Below are 17,882 nucleotides of genomic sequence, written 5' to 3'. Positions count from 1 at the left end.
CACTTCATAAGGTAACCTGTTGTCCATCATGAAAAAATCGACGTAATTGTTGATTAACACATTGCCTGCGAATGGTAATGAAACGGTTCGTTCCTGCGCACTTATTGAGCCGCATTTATACGGGCAGAATAGAGTAGTATGATTATGGGAATATGGAGCTTCGGAAGATAAAGGGTAATGGTAAAATAAAATGACTGGGGAACGTATTACCTCCTTTCTATCCTTTGTATACCTTCTCCTGTAAGCTCAGGTGGGCAGGATAATTTTAAAATATCAATGTATTACAATGTTTCGAGCAACTGTGATTCAAACATGCGTACCATCAACGGTGTAGTGCGAAAAAGTGCGGTCATTTTTCTAATCAAATTTCACGCCCAAGGTGATTAAATCCTGTTTTAGTTTTTGGGCATGGGTGAATTGTAAGGTGTGTAAGCCGACGTTGCGGGCGCCTTCTACATTGCGCAGGTTGTCGTCGATGAAGACGGTGTGTTGCGGGTTTAGGTGGTAGCGTTCGATTAACAGATTGAAAATGCGTGGGTCGGGTTTTGCCAGGCGTTCGTAGCCGGAGACTAAAATGCCCTCGAATTCGGTTAAGAAAGGGAAGCGTTCTTCGGCGAAATGGAAGGTTTCGTTGGACCAGTTGGTCAGCGCCAACAAGCGGACGCCACTGCGTTTGAGGGGCTCCAGCAGGGCGACGGTGTCGTCAATGGCACCGTTTAGGGTTTCCGTCCAGCGTTCATGATAGGCGCGGATTTCCGCTTCATACTGTGGATGTTGTTTGACGGCTTCGGCAACGCCTTCCGACCAGGAGCGCCCGGCATCTTGTCGCGCATTCCATTCGCTGTTGCACACTTCTGCCAAAAAGCGTTCCATTTCCGCGTCGTTGCTGAAAATCTTGCGGTATAAATGGCGCGGGTTCCAATCTATCAGCACGCCGCCCAAATCAAAAACGACGGTCGATATGTTGGGTTTTGGTCATGTTTTCCTCCAATGGATGATGGAAAAGTGATCTGCCCCCCAAAAGTTGGACAGGTTAGTTAACTTAAATATTGAGCTCGGTATTGCACCGGGCTTAATCCTTTTAAATCAAGTTTAATTCGTTCTTGGTTGTAATACACCAAATATTCTTCAATTTCCGCCTGTAATTCGGCAATCGAAGTATAAGTGCGTGAGTAAAAACACTCAGATTTTAATATCGCAAAAAAGCTTTCAATCACCGCATTATCATAGCAATTCCCTCGGCGACTCATACTTTGTATCGCCTTGCCTTCCAACATCTTTACCCATTCTGCTGAGCCGTACAATACCCCTTGGTCGCTGTGAATAATCGGGCATTCGCTCGGTTTTAGTTTGCCAAGTCCTTCTTCCGGCATTCTTTTTACCAATGAGAACTTAGGGCGTTTCGCAAAATTATAGGCAATAATTTCCCGGTTCGCTAAATCCATCAACGGTGAAAAATAGAGCTTTTCTTCCCCAACTCGAAACTCAGTGACATCGGTTACCCATTTTTGATTGAGCGCCGTCGCTGTAAAATCACGATTTAGCACATTCGGGGCAATATGCGATGTTTTGCCTCGTTTTCCATGTCTTTTCTTGCGTAAAATAGAATGAATACCTAACGCATTCATCAGTTTTAACACCGTTTTATGATTCAAATGGAAACCCATTTGACGTAGTTTGTTCCGGGATTTCAATCGCTTTCTTTTTCATCTTTGGCTTCACTATTTTAGGGCGTTGAGGGTTTATATAAGGGGATTTTACGCCATTAAGCCCTCTTTCACGAAAGGCTTTTAGCCAATAAATGACGAGCGAATGGGAGATTTTATGAAGTTTCGCCACCTCACGGATACCAAAATCCTGCTCGGTGACCTGTTTGATAGTTTTTAAACGAAATTGGTAAGAGTAAGACATAATCTGCACCTCAAATTAGGTGTCCAGGTTTTGGGGTGCAGAGCAAAGTGCGGTCAAAAAATCCGGTAAAATTTGCATAATTTAAGGACATTAAAATGAAAAAAATAGCATTAGCTCTAGGATTAACCTTTCTAAGCATTCTCCGTTACCGTGCAAAAAGATGGCGAATTAATTTTGAACGGGAACGAAATTAGCTATAAAAGCTGGCAATCGCCTGATCTGACAGGAAAAGTCCGAGTGATCCAACATTTAGCCAGCAGAAGTAGTGTTAAAGAAAAAATGAAGCGTTAATGGATACCATCAAAGCACAACATTTTTCACCCGCAGTATATCAAACGACCACAATTATTAACGCCGATGATGCGATCTTCGTTCGGCACGTCTTCTTTTGTAAAAAGCAGTGCTAAAAAAGCAAAAAACAATTTCTACATAGCCAAATCATTCTTGATCAAACGGGGCAAGTAAAAACACCTGGCAATTACAATCTAAAGAAAGTTTAATCGTCGTGCTGGACAAAAACGGAAAAGTACAATTTGCCAACGAAGGAAAGCTACTCCACAGCAAATTGAAAAGGTGATGAATCGATTTATGATTGATTTTGGTGATCTCCTAGACGACCACCGTTAAGTTGAAATAGGTGTTTACACAGAATTTGGGATAGGGTCCAACTCTTTTGTCTACTATAGCCGGAAAATGCTTAAAAAGGACAAAATTACCAACCATTTTTCTACTATACCTTAGAAAATATTAGGAAAACCTGGTATTTGACATTTAATAAGATAGTAATATGCAGGGTTTTACTTATAGATAAATTTTTCTCCTTTATGTTAGTTCTCTCCTTTATCGCCATACTGAGTGAAAACATACAATGCAATTACTATGATTGTGACAATGATTGTTTTGCTAAGTACCATTTCTTCACCTAATGTTATGATTACGTTACATATCCTAATAATGGCATTAAATTTAATGTCATTGTTGAATTTTCTACACCTATATGATGTTTGAAAGAGTAAAGCTGGATTAAATAACTACCGCCGGAAATACCCATTCCAAGAAAGATCAATAAAGCAATTAAAAGCGGGCTACTGAAAATAATTTTGATCTGGGATAAGTCTAACCCCAGAGTAAATACCATTCCTAAATGCAATTTTTAAATATCCTTTTGGTCGATCGCTAGTGATGACCCTAATTCGGAATTTAATGTCTTACTTTTATGGGCTTGAATTTACAATCCAAGTTCATAATAAAGTACCTGTGTCTGAATTTATTATCTCTGAGCTATACGTTGTCTAGCTATAACAAAAAGCCCCGATGCTCTCACATCAGGGCTCCCTATCAGGCTTGGCGGTGACCTACTCTCACATGGGGATGCCCCACACTACCATCGGCATTACGGCCTTTCACTTCTGAGTTCGGTATGGTTTCAGGTGGTACCACCGCACTATCGCCGCCAATATTCTTTGATGACTATCCTCTCTCCTTTCCGCGCTTTCGCTTTCTTATTCCGCTCTTCGCTTCTCTCGTTCTTTCCCTTCTTACTTCCTTTCCTGCACGCTATACGCGTCCTCTCCAAAAACAAGCCTCAAACCAACTTCCTTCCCTCAACTCCCTCTCCTGAGCTACAATCCTTTTTCTTCTCTTTCTCTTTATCTTTCTCTTTAATTTAATCTAATACCGTTATTCTTATCAATACATCCCCTGCGCTCCTGCCCCCCGCAAAAACACTTGAGCGTTGTATGGCTAAGCCCCTCGGGCAATTAGTACGTGTTAGCTCAACATATCACTACGCTTACACACCACGCCTATCTACGTCATAGTCTTTAACAACCCTTACAGACCTAAAGTCTGGGAGAACTCATCTCTTGGCAAGTTTCGTGCTTAGATGCTTTCAGCACTTATCTCTCCCGCACTTAGCTACCCGGCTATGCGTCTGGCGACACAACCGGAACACCAGCGGTGCGTCCACTCCGGTCCTCTCGTACTAGGAGCAGCCCCAACCAATTCTCCTACGCCCACGGCAGATAGGGACCGAACTGTCTCACGACGTTCTAAACCCAGCTCGCGTACCACTTTAAATGGCGAACAGCCATACCCTTGGGACCTACTTCAGCCCCAGGATGTGATGAGCCGACATCGAGGTGCCAAACACCGCCGTCGATATGAACTCTTGGGCGGTATCAGCCTGTTATCCCCGGAGTACCTTTTATCCGTTGAGCGATGGCCCTTCCATGCAGAACCACCGGATCACTATGACCTACTTTCGTACCTGCCCGACCTGTCCGTCTCGCAGTTAAGCTTGCTTATACCATTGCACTAACCTCACGATGTCCGACCGTGATTAGCAAACCTTCGTGCTCCTCCGTTACGCTTTGGGAGGAGACCGCCCCAGTCAAACTACCCACCAGACACTGTCCGAACACCTGTAATCGATGTCTCGTTAGAACATCAAACGTTAAAGGGTGGTATTTCAACGTCGACTCCATAATGACTGGCGTCACTACTTCATAGTCTCCCACCTATCCTACACATCAAAATTCAATGTTCAGTGTCAAGCTATAGTAAAGGTTCACGGGGTCTTTCCGTCTAGCCGCGGGTACACCGCATCTTCACGGCGATTTCAATTTCACTGAGTCTCGGGTGGAGACAGCCTGGCCATCATTATGCCATTCGTGCAGGTCGGAACTTACCCGACAAGGAATTTCGCTACCTTAGGACCGTTATAGTTACGGCCGCCGTTTACTGGGGCTTCGATCAGGAGCTTCTCTTTCGATTACACCATCAATTAACCTTCCAGCACCGGGCAGGCATCACACCCTATACCTCCACTTTCGTGTTTGCAGAGTGCTGTGTTTTTAGTAAACAGTTGCAGCCAGCTGGTATCTTCGACCGGTTCAACCTTCAGGGGCAAGCCCTTACAATCTACGCCGGCGCACCTTCTCCCGAAGTTACGGTGCTATTTTGCCTAGTTCCTTCACCCGAGTTCTCTCAAGCGCCTGAGTATTCTCTACCTGACCACCTGTGTCGGTTTTCAGTACGGTTTAGTAAAGCCTTTCGCTTAGTGGCTTTTCCTGGAAGTGTGGTATCGGTTACTTCAACTCCGTAGAGTCTCGTCATCATCTCTCAGTGTTAACAGGAGCCCGGATTTGCCTAAGCTCCCCACCTACCAACTTAAACGTACATATCCAACAGTACGCTAACCTAACCTGCTCCGTCCCCACATCGCAGCTTTACCAAGTACGGGAATATTAACCCGTTTCCCATCGACTACGCTTTTCAGCCTCGCCTTAGGGGCCGACTCACCCTGCCCCGATTAACGTTGGACAGGAACCCTTGGTCTTCCGGCGAACGGGTTTTTCACCCGTTTTATCGTTACTTATGTCAGCATTCGCACTTGTGATACGTCCAGCATACTTCTCAATACACCTTCTTCCGCTTACACAACGCTCCCCTACCCAACAGGCGTATCACTAATATTCCTCAATTCCCAACCGCACTTCCCGTCATGACTTCCGTCTCAACGTGTTTGGCGCTTGACCAACTTGCTTCTCTTCGTTTCGCAAGTTGTTAATCGTAAGGCGTATTAGTGATACGCCTGATGCCGCAGCTTCGGTGACTAATTTTAGCCCCGTTATATCTTCCGCGCAGGCCGACTCGACTAGTGAGCTATTACGCTTTCTTTAAATGATGGCTGCTTCTAAGCCAACATCCTAGCTGTCTAAGCCTTCCCACTTCGTTTCCCACTTAATTAGTACTTTGGGACCTTAGCTGGCGGTCTGGGTTGTTTCCCTCTCCACGACGGACGTTAGCACCCGCCGTGTGTCTCCTGAGTATCACTCTTCGGTATTCGTAGTTTGCATCGGGTTGGTAAGCCGGGATGGCCCCCTAGCCGAAACAGTGCTCTACCCCCAAAGGTGTCCGCTCAAGGCTCTACCTAAATAGATTTCGGGGAGAACCAGCTATCTCCCGGTTTGATTGGCCTTTCACCCCCAGCCACAAGTCATCCGCTAATTTTTCAACATTAGTCGGTTCGGTCCTCCAGTTAGTGTTACCCAACCTTCAACCTGCCCATGGCTAGATCACCGGGTTTCGGGTCTATACCTTGCAACTAAGCGCCCAGTTAAGACTCGGTTTCCCTTCGGCTCCCCTATCCGGTTAACCTCGCTACAAAATATAACTCGCTGACCCATTATACAAAAGGTACGCAGTCACCCTTTCGGGCTCCCACTGCTTGTACGTACAAGGTTTCAGGTTCTATTTCACTCCGGTCACCCCGGTTCTTTTCGCCTTTCCTTCACAGTACTGCTTCACTATCGGTCAATCAGGAGTATTTAGCCTTGGAGGATGGGCCCCCCTTCTTCAAACAGGATATCACGTGTCCCGCCCTACTTCTCGTTAGCTTAGTACCACGACCCAGACTTCGAGTACGGGGCTATCACCCTGTCTCGCTGTGCTTCCCAGCACATTCCTCTGTCTCTGTCGCTATCACTAACAGGCTCTTTCGCTTTCGCTCGCCGCTACTCACAAAATCTCGGTTGATTTCTTTTCCTCGGGGTACTTAGATGTTTCAGTTCTCCCGGTTCGCCTCATTACCCTATGGATTCAGGTAATGATAGTGGGTTCTTCACCCACTGGGTTTCCCCATTCGGATATCTCGGATTAAACGCCTCTTATCGACTCATCCGAGCTTTTCGCAGATTAGCACGTCCTTCTTCGCCTCTGATTGCCAAGGCATCCACCTTGTACGCTTTGTCTCTTAACCATACAACCTCAAGTATTCTTGCCCTCTCATAGGATATTAGTATATTCACCATAAGTGGCATACCCGCGCTGCGATTAATAACAGTTTTAAATTAAAGTCGAGTAATCGCCTTTTCTCAATCACTCGCTCAGACTTCCTTGAAAGTCTCGTTTTCAGCTTGTTTCCGGATTTTTAAAGAACAGATAAGACGGATAATCATCTTTAAATGGCGTCCCCACGGGGATTCGAACCCCGGTTACCGCCGTGAAAGAGCGATGTCCTAGGCCTCTAGACGATGGGGACAACATGTAAAGATACTATCTTTCCTTCACTTTTTCCTTTGTTCTTCCATTGCCTACAATCATCAAACAAACTGTGTGAACACTTAAAGTCGTTCGTATGTAAGGAGGTGATCCAACCGCAGGTTCCCCTACGGTTACCTTGTTACGACTTCACCCCAGTCATGAATCATACCGTGGTAAACGCCACCCTCTCGGTTCAGCTATCCACTTCTGGTACAACCCACTCCCATGGTGTGACGGGCGGTGTGTACAAGGCCCGGGAACGTATTCACCGCAACATTCTGATTCGCGATTACTAGCGATTCCGACTTCATGGAGTCGAGTTGCAGACTCCAATCCGAACTTAGACGCACTTTCTGAGATTCACTCCCCATCGCTGGTTGGTTACCCTCTGTATACGCCATTGTAGCACGTGTGTAGCCCTACTCGTAAGGGCCATGATGACTTGACGTCATCCCCACCTTCCTCCGGTTTATCACCGGCAGTCTCCTTTGAGTTCCCGACCACGTCGCTGGCAACAAAGGATAAGGGTTGCGCTCGTTGCGGGACTTAACCCAACATTTCACAACACGAGCTGACGACAGCCATGCAGCACCTGTCTCAAAGCTCCCTAAGGCACAAACCCATCTCTGAGTTCTTCTTCGGATGTCAAGAGTAGGTAAGGTTCTTCGCGTTGCATCGAATTAAACCACATGCTCCACCGCTTGTGCGGGCCCCCGTCAATTCATTTGAGTTTTAACCTTGCGGCCGTACTCCCCAGGCGGTCGATTTATCACGTTAGCTTCGGGCACCAGGGCTAAACCCCAATCCCCAAATCGACACCGTTTACAGCGTGGACTACCAGGGTATCTAATCCTGTTTGCTCCCCACGCTTTCGCACATCAGCGTCAGTACATCCCCAAGGGGCTGCCTTCGCCTTCGGTATTCCTCCACATCTCTACGCATTTCACCGCTACACGTGGAATTCTACCCCTCCCTAAAGTACTCCAGACCCCCAGTATGAAATGCAATTCCCAGGTTAAGCCCGGGGATTTCACACCTCACTTAAAGGTCCGCCTACGTGCCCTTTACGCCCAGTTATTCCGATTAACGCTCGCACCCCCCGTATTACCGCGGCTGCTGGCACGGAGTTAGCCGGTGCTTCTTCTGTATTTAACGTCAATTTGGCATGCTATTAACACACCAACCTTCCTCAATACCGAAAGAACTTTACAACCCGAAGGCCTTCTTCATTCACGCGGCATGGCTGCGTCAGGGTTGCCCCCATTGCGCAATATTCCCCACTGCTGCCTCCCGTAGGAGTCCGGGCCGTGTCTCAGTCCCGGTGTGGCTGGCCATCCTCTCAGACCAGCTAGCGATCGTCGGCTTGGTAGGCCTTTACCCCACCAACTACCTAATCACACTTGGGCTCATCTCATGGCATGCGGCCATAAAGTCCCGCACTTTCGTCTCCCGACTCTACGCGGTATTAGCGACAGTTTCCCGTCGTTATCCCCCTCCATAAGACAGATTCCCAAGCATTACTCACCCGTCCGCCACTCGTCAGCAAGAAAGCAAGCTTTCTCCTGCTACCGTCCGACTTGCATGTGTTAAGCCTGCCGCCAGCGTTCAATCTGAGCCATGATCAAACTCTTCAATTCAAAAAGCTTAATCCCTCAATAGCTGACTTAATTAATCTATTATAAATAATATAAATAAACGAATCTTCCGGCACCTATTAAGTTCAATCTTAAAATCATTTAAAACGAATCTATAAGTGCCCACACAGTTTGTATGATTGATTGTTAAAGAACATTTGCATTAAGCAAGGCCGCAAATTATAGATGAAGATCTTATTTGCCGTCAAGAAAATATTTTGTTTATTTTCCTTTAGTTACTGCCCTTGCAGTGCGGATGCGTATTATAGGGATCTCTATGATAGGATCAAGCGGATTTTTACATTTTTTGTCGATAGCTTAGAAAAAATACAACTTACTTATTTCAACTGCAAAAACGCTTCTGAAAACGACCGCACTTTTTGCCAATCCGTATATTCGATTTCTTTTGTAAGATCCGTTTCTCCGCCTGTGATACGCATAATAAGTTGGATCATCATGCGATCGAAGAAACCATAGCGCGGATAAAGCAATGCACCGGCAAACACCGCGGAGATCGTCGGTTGCCAAGTGATACGTTGCAAAAATTTACGCACATAAACATTCGTTTCAGGCGTTGCCTTGTCGGCTTTTCGCGCTGTCAGGTTCACGCCAAAAAAGGCGGTGGTCTTTTGATTCAAAAGTGCGGTGTGTTTTTCCAGCGTTTTATAAAGCTGTTTATTGAAATGTCCGTAGCGGATCGAAGCTCCGATAATAATGTGCTCGTAATCGGCAAAATTCACTTCTGCGTTAATCGATTTCACCTCCACATTGGTGGTGATTAGTTCGGCAATATAGTCGGCTATTTTCTTGGTCTGTCCATCATGAGTTGAATATAAAATAAGTGTTTTCATTAGGATTTCCAAAATGCAGGAGTGAATAATACCAATAAGGAGAAAATTTCCAAACGACCGCAAACCATGGCTAAGGTCAGGATCCATTTTGCGCTATCAGGGATGCCAACAAAATTGCTGCTAACCGTCCCCAGTGCCGGTCCGACATTATTTAAGCAGGCAATAACGGCATTAAAGGCATCAAAAGTTTCTACGCCACAACTAATGACCCCCAGCAGACAAATTACAAAAACCAGTAAATAGGCGGAAAAAAAAGCCCAAATACTTTGTATAACCCGTTCGTCCAACACCCTTTTGCCTAATTTAATCGGGTACACTAAATTGGGATGGATTAGCCGTTTGAGTTCACGTTTAGCCTGTAAATAAAGCACCAAAACACGCACCACTTTGAGACCGCCACCAGTGGATCCTGCACAGCCGCCTATACAAGAAGCAAATAACAGGAGGATCGGCAAGAATAGTGGCCATTGTTCAAAACTGGAGGTAGTGTAGCCCGCCGTAGTTGAAATGGAAACTGATTGAAATAGCGCTTGTTCAAGGTTTTGGAAGGTTTCATCAAAATGATGATTTGCCAATAACATGGCAAAGCAAATCAATACTAAAGAAAACTGAATCAGCATAAAGAAGCGAAATTCCGGATCGCGAAAATAGCTAAGGAAAATATTTCGTTTACCTAATTGCGAAAAAGCATTGAAATGCAACACGTAGTTACAGGCGGAAATCAATAAAAAGACAATAGTGATGATATTAACCGTCGAACTGGCAAAATACGCCATACTTCTATCGTGAGTGGAAAAACCGCCGATAGACACGGTGGAAAAACTATGGCTAATGGCATCAAAAGGCGACATTCCCGCAAGCCAATAAGAAAAAGCGCAAAGCAGGGTTAATGAAGCATAAATGATCCATAATGTCTTAGCGGTTTCGGTGATACGCGGGCGCATTTTATTCTCTTTTAACGGACCGGAAATTTCCGCTCGGTAAAGCGACATTCCACCGATCCCAAACAATGGGATGATCGCCACTGCTAACACGATGATCCCCATGCCGCCGAGCCATTGCAATAACTGGCGATAAAATAAAATCGCTTTTGGCAAGTTGTCTAAACCGACAATAGTGGTCGCGCCTGTCGTAGTTAAACCGGAGAAGGATTCAAAAAATGCGGAAGAAACGGTTAAATAGGGGTCCTCAAATAACATAAAAGGAATTGCCCCAAGGCTCCCCATAACCACCCAAAAGGCAACAACAATCAGAAATCCTTCTCGCGAGCGCAATTCTTCCTTATGGTGATGACAAGCCCACCATAGGATTACGCCGGCAATGGCGCTCATTACAAAGGATTGGCTGAAAGCTTTACCACCACCGTCGCCATATAATAATGCAACAAATGCCGGCAGCAGCATGGTACAGGAAAAGCACATCACTAAAATGCCGACGATGCGTAAGATGGATAAAAAATGCACTAAAAAATCTCTCTATAATTAATTTTTAATTTCGTTTAAAACCAGTTGCCCGGCAGAGCGTTCCGTCAATGCTTGTTGGAAACGCGCTAATTTATCAGGTCGAATTGCCAAACGCAAAGTAATATCCACCCTGAAAGCCCTGTGCTTGGATCAAAATAGCACATTGTTCGCACAGCGTTTGTAACTCATTAATTTGGGTGTAATCACAGCACACGGCGTAATGTAAATACGCCACTTTGCTTTTGGTTTCCAGTAATTTTAACGCCTATTGAACGCCACCGCTATAAGCGCGTACCGATCCGCCTGTACCCAACAAAACACCGCCATAATAGCGCACCACCACGGCACTGATTTCGCCCACACCACTGCCTTGCAGCGCGGCTAACATCGGCTTACCCGCCGTGCCGCTCGGTTTGCCGTCATCAGAAAAACCGAATTGATGCGAATCGTTGAGTTGACCGGCGACCGTAGCAAAATAGTTCTTTTTAATTCCTTCGCTAAAATCCACCGCACTTTTAGGAATTTGATATTCAATCATACGTTTAACGCATTTAAGGAATTTTGCTGATTTTGTATCATATTTTATTGTATTATACCCCGTAATTTTTCGTAATAAATAACAAAAATGGATAATATAAAAATCACCCAAACACTTGATACCGTTGGTCTGCGTTGTCCCGAACCGGTCATGTTAATACGCAAACAAATTCGCCATTTACAAGAAGGCGATGTACTTTTGATGCTGGCGGATGATCCCGCAACTACCCGTGATATTCCGAGTTTCTGCCAATTTATGGATCATACTTTGCTACATAGCGAAACAACTCAGATCCCCTATCGTTACTGGGTTAAAAAAGGGAAATCAGTTTAAACAGACAAAAATTGAAGCATCTATGCTAAATCCAAAAAAATAGAGCATGTTATACAACAAATTCAAGACAGCCTTCCTAAAGACATTAAAGACTTAGGGCTGGATGTGGAAGCCAAAATTAAACAGGTTTTACAAACCAATTATCCAAACCGGACATTGCATCCCGCGAAGAATTTGATTTACAAACACAAGTGTTAATACGTATCCGTGAAAAATTAAGTGAACTTGAAAAACGCGTGGAAGAGCTCTCTGCGGCAAAAACAAAATAAATTTCGACCGCACTTTTGCTTAACGCGTCGATTAAAATGAGGAAATAGGTATGTCAGCATTCCAATATTTACAAGAAAAACGTAAAAAATTGAATCTCAAAGTAAATGATGTTTGCCAAAGAGCGAATATTACCCGTGCTTATTTCAATCAATTAGTCAGCGGAAAAATTAAAAGCCCGAGTGCGACAAAACTGACTGCGCTACATCGTGTGCTACAAATTGATGCGCCGAATAATAAAAAAGTCGGTGTGATTTTCGGTAAATTTTATCCGGTTCACACCGGGCATATTAATATGATCTATGAAGCCTTCAGTAAAGTGGATGAAGTGCATGTGATTGTTTGTAGCGATACGGAACGGGATTTAAAACTGTTTTACGACAGTAAAATGAAGCGTATGCCCACCGTACAAGATCGTTTGCGTTGGATGCAACAGATCTTTAAATATCAGAAAAATCAAATTTTTATCCACCACTTAATCGAGGACGGCTTACCAAATTACCCGAACGGCTGGCAAGCGTGGGCTGAACGGGTTAAAGACTTATTTAAAGAAAAAGGATTTACGCCAAGTATCGTCTTCAGTAGCGAAATTCAAGACAAAGCTCCTTATGAAAAATATCTCAATTTGGACGTATCTTTAGTCGATCCCGAACGCGTATTTTTTAATGTGTCCGCTACAAAAATTCGTAACGAACCATTCCATTATTGGAAGTTTATCCCAAAAGAAGTACGTCCGTTTTTCGCAAAAACCATTGCCATCTTAGGTGGTGAGAGCAGCGGTAAAACCGTATTGGTGAACAAATTGGCAACGGTCTTCAACACCACTTCCGCTTGGGAATACGGGCGCGAATTCGTATTTGAAAAACTGGGCGGTGACGAACAGGCCATGCAATATTCCGATTATCCTCAAATGGCGTTAGGACATCAACGTTACATCGATTATGCTGTGCGACACGCCCACAAAGTCGCCATTATTGATACGGATTTCATCACCACACAGGCATTTTGTATTCAATACGAAGGCAAAGCACACCCGTTTTTGGATTCCATGATTAAAGAATATCCTTTTGATGTCACCATTTTGTTAAACAATAACACGCAATGGGTTGATGACGGTTTGCGTAGCCTGGGCAATCAAAAACAGCGACAACGTTTCCAACAGTTACTCAAAAAATTGTTAGATAAATACAATGTCCCATACATTGAAATTGAATCGCCAAGTTATTTGGAGCGCTATAATCGGGTAAAAGAAATTGTGGAAAAAATCCTCAATGAAGAAGAACTGCCTGAATTAAGCAGCGATCACGGCAATTCTATTTTTTAATTTCAGGCGGTAACTATGCTTTTATTTGCAGGCGACCCGCACGGGAGTTTTGATCATCTTTACCCTTTTCTGAAAGAACGCCGGGATGTGGCGCTCATCATCCTGGGCGATTTACAACTCACCAATCCCGAACCTTTAGAAAAATTGGCGCAATACGCGGATATTTGGTTTATTCACGGCAATCACGACAGCAAAACCGTGGCAGCATTTGAGTCCATTTGGGGGACAGAATGGAAAACGCGCAATTTACATGGACGCGTGCAACAAATTCAGAATAAAAGAATTGCCGGTTTGGGCGGGGTATTTCGCGGACAAATCTGGATGCCGCCAAATAAGCCGTTATTTTTTGATCCGATCCACTATTGCCAATATTGCCCACAGGAAAAAATCTGGCGTGGCGGAGTGCCTTTGCGTCACCGCACGTCGATCTTTCCTTCCGATATTGAAATTTTCGAGCAACAACAAGCCGATATTTTAATTTGCCATGAAGCGCCGAAACCACACCCTTCCGGCTTTGATGTGATCAATCAACTGGCAAAAAAATTAGGTGTAACACAAATCTATCATGGACATCACCACGAAAATTTTGATTACCGCACCTTACCTCAACAGAATTACCAAATTATCAACGTGGGATTTCGTAGCTTATGTGATGAAGCGGGAAATTATCTTTATATCGGCGTTGATAACAGAGAATAATAAAATTCACTTTCCATTTAAAAAACGCTCTCAAAAAAGACCGCACTTTATAACAAAATCGGCGCATTAGCACTTAATCTCCGACGACTTTATGCGATAATACCAGCCTACTTTATTTAGGATTAATGTATGTTATTAAAAAATAAAACCTTCGGCAGCGCCTTAATTATCGCCGGAACCGCCATTGGTGCCGGAATGCTCGCCATGCCGTTAACCTCCGCCGGCATGGGATTCGCCTTTACCGCGGCACTTCTCATCGGACTTTGGTTACTCCTTGCTTACAGTGGACTACTTTTCGTTGAAGTTTATCAAACTGCCAAACGCAAAGATGATGGCGTAGCAACCTTGGCGGAAAAATATTTCGGTATTCCCGGACGTATTATTTCAACACTCTCACTTTTCATTTTGTTATATGCATTATCAGCCGCCTACATGGCCGGTGGTGGTACTTTACTTGCAAACGCCCTGCCGAAAGATTTCTTAGGTTCCGCCGATATTACATTAAAAATTTCTATTTTAATTTTCACCTTTATTTTAGGTGCTTTCGTAGTTATCGGTACCAAGGGCGTAGACAATATCACACGTGTATTATTTTCAGGTAAAATCATCGCCTTTATTCTCGTACTTGCCATAATGTTACCGAAGGTCATCGGCGAGAATTTAACGGCGATGCCTTTGGAATATACCCTCATTCTCTCCGCAGGCCCGATTTTCTTTACCTCATTTGGCTTTCATGTAGTGATGGGCAGCATCAATAATTACCTGGAAGGCGATGTGAAACGTTTCCGTTCCGCCATTATTATCGGCACCGCTATTCCACTCATGGCCTATTTATTGTGGCAACTCGCCACGCACGGCATATTAAGCCAAAATGAATTTGTCGCCGTACTCAAAGATGATCCGACATTAAGCGGCTTGATTAACGCCACTAAAACTCTACGAGACACTACCTTGCTAAGCCAAGTTTTACCGATATTCTACTCATTTGCGCTCATCACCTCATTTTTAGGGGTCGCACTCGGTTTATTTGAAGGGCTAAACGATTTATTCAAACGCACTAAAATGCCGGCAAACCGTGTAAGTTTGACCATCGCGACATTCACTCCGCCGTTAATTTTCGCTTTGTTCTACCCAAACGGGTTCCTCTCTGCACTCAGCTACGCCGGACTATTATGTGCTTTTTATTGCTTAATCCTACCTATTGGTCTGGCATGGCGCACAAGAAAGCAATACCAAGATCTCCCTTACCGCGTTGCCGGCGGAAACCTCATGTTAGTCGTCACATTAATTATCGGCATCATCATTATCATCATCCCATTCCTCACCGAAGCCGGCATCTTGCCGAGGGTTGTTAGCTAGAAGCGGAAAAGCTGATTGTAGTTTAATCTGAACCTAAGTTGAACATAGAAAAACTAATCAAGGTGTAGATTTTTTTATAATTAAATAGGTGAAAAATATCGTATATCAATCTTATCATAAGGAAAGTAAACAAATACAAACAGTTAAATCTCATAAACAAACTATAATAATCTTTGTTTACTTACTGCCGAACTAACAGTTAGTTCAGGTAAAATTACACCCTGTACAAAAAAATCATAAAATAACAATCCGCACGTAAAACGTGCAGTTTTTAGGCTACTCTATAAAGACCTAGTACTTCACATGCCCTTCAAAGGGCATATGAAAACCAACAACCGTGAAATAACTCTATGACCTACCCCTTGAAAGGGGTCCACATATCCTTTCTTCGATAAATTATCCTGAATCATGTCTTCCTTTTCCTGATTCCTTATATACTCCTCCACTGTCTTTGTATTTAGCCCTACCGTGCTTACATAATAGCCTTTCGACCAAAAATGTCGGTTACCATAGTTGTATTTTAGGTTTGCGTGCCTTTCAAAAATCATTAACGATGATTTTCCCTTTAAATACCCCATAAAACTTGATACCGATAATTTCGGCGGAATTTTTAGAAGCATATGAATATGCTCTTTCATTGCGTGTGCTTCTATTATTTCCACATTTTTATAGTCACATAATTGCCTTAATATGCTACCTATATCCGCTCTAAGCTTTCCATAAATAGCTTTTCTTCTCTATTTTAGGGTGAAAACAATGTGGTACTTACAGTTCCATTTGGTGTGTGATAGACTTGAATCGTCATTGGCTTTACTTACCATTGACTTATCCTCCTATATCTTGAATTTTGGTTGTCAACCTTATTCATTATATAGTGAGGATTTTTTATGTTGACCGCTTAAGTTCTTTGATTCCATACGCATAGCGTACGGTTTTGTTTATAGCTAGACGTTGTCTAGCTATAATAAAAAGGCTGAATAAATGTTATTCAGCCTTTTTAACTCTAACAGTTAACTAGTTTTTATTCCGCTGTAGCTTCTTTACTTGAAACTTCTGGACGATCTACTAACTCAATGTAAGCCATTGGAGCATTATCGCCAGCACGGAAACCACATTTAAGGATGCGGGTGTAGCCACCAGCACGTTGTGCAAAACGTGGACCTAATTCATTAAATAATTTAGCAACAGTTTCTGTGTTGCGTGTACGAGCAAAAGCTAGGCGGCGATTTGCCACACTATCTACTTTTGCTAAAGTAATTAACGGCTCAACTACTCGACGTAATTCTTTTGCTTTAGGCAAAGTTGTTTTAATAATCTCGTGACCAATTAAAGAACTTGCCATATTACGGAACATCGCTTGGCGATGACTACTATTACGGTTTAGTTGACGACCACTCTTACGATGGCGCATAACCTTATCCTTCTCAGAAAAATCTTTAACCTACGACTAAACTAGTCTTCAGCAATACTTGCTGGTGGCCAATTCTCAAGGCGCATACCTAGTGATAAGCCTCTTGAAGCGAGTACATCCTTAATCTCAGTAAGCGATTTCTTACCTAAATTAGGAGTTTTAAGTAACTCAACTTCTGTACGTTGAACTAAATCACCGATATAGTGAATTGTTTCTGCTTTCAAACAGTTAGCAGAACGAACTGTCAACTCTAAATCATCTACAGGGCGAAGAAGGATTGGATCAAATTCCGGCTTCTCCTCCTTAACTTCAGGTTGACGAACATCACGTAAATCAACGAATGCATCGAGTTGCTCTGCTAAAATTGTTGCTGCCCGACGAATAGCTTCTTCCGGATCAATAGTACCATTTGTCTCCAGCTCAATAACCAATTTGTCTAAATCGGTACGTTGTTCAACACGTGCCGCTTCAACATTGTAAGCAATACGCTCAATCGGGCTATAACAGGCATCTACTAATAAACGACCAATAGGGCGCTCTTCATCCTGAATTTGAGCACGAACTGATGCCGGCACATATCCTCTACCACGCCGAACACGAATTCGCATACTAATAGAGGCGTTTTCATCGGTTAGATGACAGATTACATGCTCCGGATTAATAACTTCAACATCACCATCATGGGTAATATCTGCAGCAACAACAGGGCCAATTCCAGACTTGCTAAGTGTAAGAAGAACATCATCCTTATTCTGTACTTTTACAGCTAAACCTTTTAGATTTAAAAGTACTTCCAGAATATCTTCTTGTACACCCTCTTTACTACTATATTCATGCAATACACCATCAATCTCTACTTCAGTAACAGCACAACCTGGCATTGAAGATAAAAGAATTCGACGCAATGCATTTCCTAGAGTATGACCGAAACCACGCTCTAATGGCTCCAAGATAACCTTAGCTTGAGTGGAGCTAATTTGTTCAATATCAACTAAGCGCGGCTTTAAAAATTCTGTAACAGCACCCTGCATTTTATCCTCTCTTTG

The 17,882-nt window shown here is 43.6% G+C and carries 11 protein-coding genes, 1 tRNA gene, 3 rRNA genes and 5 pseudogenes; 7 read left to right on the top strand and 13 right to left on the bottom strand.

Going from position 1 to position 17,882, the window contains the following annotated elements; genetic code table 11:
• Positions 1-357: 357 nt before the first annotated feature.
• The 3 genes and pseudogenes from LIN98_RS03680 to LIN98_RS03670 all read right to left on the bottom strand — a co-directional run.
• The gene (locus LIN98_RS03680) at positions 358-933 is read right to left on the bottom strand and encodes an HAD family hydrolase (RefSeq protein WP_233443972.1); all 576 of its coding nucleotides are present in this window, start codon (positions 931-933) and stop codon (positions 358-360) included.
• Positions 934-1,037: 104 nt separating this feature from the next.
• Positions 1,038-1,655, bottom strand: a complete 618-nt coding sequence (locus LIN98_RS03675) for an IS3 family transposase (RefSeq protein ID WP_196242653.1) — start codon at positions 1,653-1,655, stop codon at positions 1,038-1,040.
• 19 nt (positions 1,656-1,674) lie between these two features.
• Positions 1,675-1,911 (bottom strand): annotated as a pseudogene (locus LIN98_RS03670) (transposase); the annotation flags it as partial.
• Positions 1,912-2,061: 150 nt separating this feature from the next.
• On the opposite strand from LIN98_RS03670, the pseudogene LIN98_RS10485 reads away from it, so the two are divergent.
• Together LIN98_RS10485 and LIN98_RS03660 are read left to right on the top strand one after the other, a co-directional pair.
• Positions 2,062-2,318 (top strand): annotated as a pseudogene (locus tag LIN98_RS10485) (YtfJ family protein).
• Between the two features lie 98 nt (positions 2,319-2,416).
• Positions 2,417-2,488 carry a hypothetical protein gene (locus LIN98_RS03660; RefSeq protein WP_230583192.1) on the top strand — a complete coding sequence of 24 codons (72 nt, stop codon included), beginning with the start codon at positions 2,417-2,419 and terminating at the stop codon, positions 2,486-2,488.
• A gap of 765 nt (positions 2,489-3,253) precedes the next feature.
• Here LIN98_RS03660 and rrf read toward each other — a convergent pair.
• From rrf to LIN98_RS03625, 7 genes and pseudogenes are all read right to left on the bottom strand, one after another.
• Positions 3,254-3,369: ribosomal RNA gene (gene rrf / locus LIN98_RS03655) — 5S ribosomal RNA — on the bottom strand.
• Between the two features lie 281 nt (positions 3,370-3,650).
• Positions 3,651-6,673 (bottom strand): 23S ribosomal RNA (locus LIN98_RS03650).
• A 206-nt stretch (positions 6,674-6,879) separates the two neighbouring features.
• Positions 6,880-6,955: transfer RNA gene (locus LIN98_RS03645), tRNA-Glu, on the bottom strand.
• A gap of 99 nt (positions 6,956-7,054) precedes the next feature.
• Positions 7,055-8,594: ribosomal RNA gene (locus tag LIN98_RS03640) — 16S ribosomal RNA — on the bottom strand.
• Together the 16S, 23S and 5S rRNA genes with 1 tRNA gene alongside form the textbook arrangement of a ribosomal RNA operon.
• 335 nt (positions 8,595-8,929) lie before the next feature.
• The gene (hemG, locus tag LIN98_RS03635; RefSeq protein ID WP_148326270.1) at positions 8,930-9,442 is read right to left on the bottom strand and encodes a menaquinone-dependent protoporphyrinogen IX dehydrogenase; all 513 of its coding nucleotides are present in this window, start codon (positions 9,440-9,442) and stop codon (positions 8,930-8,932) included.
• Positions 9,442-10,905 (bottom strand): TrkH family potassium uptake protein, encoded by a 1,464-nt coding sequence (locus LIN98_RS03630; RefSeq protein ID WP_005586977.1) that lies wholly within the window; start codon positions 10,903-10,905, stop codon positions 9,442-9,444. Before LIN98_RS03630 ends, hemG begins: the two co-directional genes overlap by 1 nt.
• Before the next feature lie 18 nt (positions 10,906-10,923).
• Positions 10,924-11,443, bottom strand: a pseudogene (locus LIN98_RS03625) (YigZ family protein).
• Between the two features lie 87 nt (positions 11,444-11,530).
• Here LIN98_RS03625 and tusA point away from each other — a divergent pair.
• The 5 genes and pseudogenes from tusA (at position 11,531) to LIN98_RS03600 (ending at position 15,425) form a co-directional block, all read left to right on the top strand.
• Positions 11,531-11,776, top strand: coding sequence for a sulfurtransferase TusA (gene tusA, locus LIN98_RS03620; protein WP_005575711.1), 246 nt, complete (start codon positions 11,531-11,533; stop codon positions 11,774-11,776).
• Between the two features lie 18 nt (positions 11,777-11,794).
• Positions 11,795-12,045: pseudogene (locus LIN98_RS03615) on the top strand (accessory factor UbiK family protein).
• A gap of 50 nt (positions 12,046-12,095) precedes the next feature.
• On the top strand, positions 12,096-13,367 hold the full coding sequence (gene nadR / locus LIN98_RS03610; RefSeq protein WP_005545495.1) for a multifunctional transcriptional regulator/nicotinamide-nucleotide adenylyltransferase/ribosylnicotinamide kinase NadR: 1,272 nt from the start codon (positions 12,096-12,098) through the stop codon (positions 13,365-13,367).
• 15 nt (positions 13,368-13,382) lie between these two features.
• On the top strand, positions 13,383-14,066 hold the full coding sequence (locus tag LIN98_RS03605; RefSeq protein ID WP_005545496.1) for a metallophosphoesterase family protein: 684 nt from the start codon (positions 13,383-13,385) through the stop codon (positions 14,064-14,066).
• Between the two features lie 129 nt (positions 14,067-14,195).
• Positions 14,196-15,425, top strand: a complete 1,230-nt coding sequence (locus LIN98_RS03600; RefSeq protein ID WP_005545497.1) for an aromatic amino acid transport family protein — start codon at positions 14,196-14,198, stop codon at positions 15,423-15,425.
• Positions 15,426-15,724: 299 nt separating this feature from the next.
• Here LIN98_RS03600 and tnpA read toward each other — a convergent pair.
• The 3 genes and pseudogenes from tnpA to LIN98_RS03585 all read right to left on the bottom strand — a co-directional run bounded on the left by tnpA (position 15,725) and on the right by LIN98_RS03585 (position 17,867).
• Positions 15,725-16,246 (bottom strand): annotated as a pseudogene (tnpA, locus tag LIN98_RS03595) (IS200/IS605 family transposase).
• A 200-nt stretch (positions 16,247-16,446) separates the two neighbouring features.
• Positions 16,447-16,836: a 50S ribosomal protein L17 gene (rplQ, locus tag LIN98_RS03590; protein ID WP_005548750.1), complete on the bottom strand. Its 390-nt coding sequence runs from the start codon at positions 16,834-16,836 to the stop codon at positions 16,447-16,449.
• Between the two features lie 41 nt (positions 16,837-16,877).
• Complete coding sequence (locus tag LIN98_RS03585; protein ID WP_005568953.1) at positions 16,878-17,867, bottom strand: DNA-directed RNA polymerase subunit alpha; 990 nt, start codon at positions 17,865-17,867, stop codon at positions 16,878-16,880.
• Between the last annotated feature and the right edge of the window lie 15 nt (positions 17,868-17,882).

Source organism: Aggregatibacter actinomycetemcomitans, assembly GCF_023518055.1.
GTDB classification, from domain to species: domain Bacteria; phylum Pseudomonadota; class Gammaproteobacteria; order Enterobacterales; family Pasteurellaceae; genus Aggregatibacter; species Aggregatibacter actinomycetemcomitans.
The sequence above is the reverse complement of the archived record's forward strand: the minus strand, read 5'-3'. Positions and strand labels throughout refer to the sequence as shown.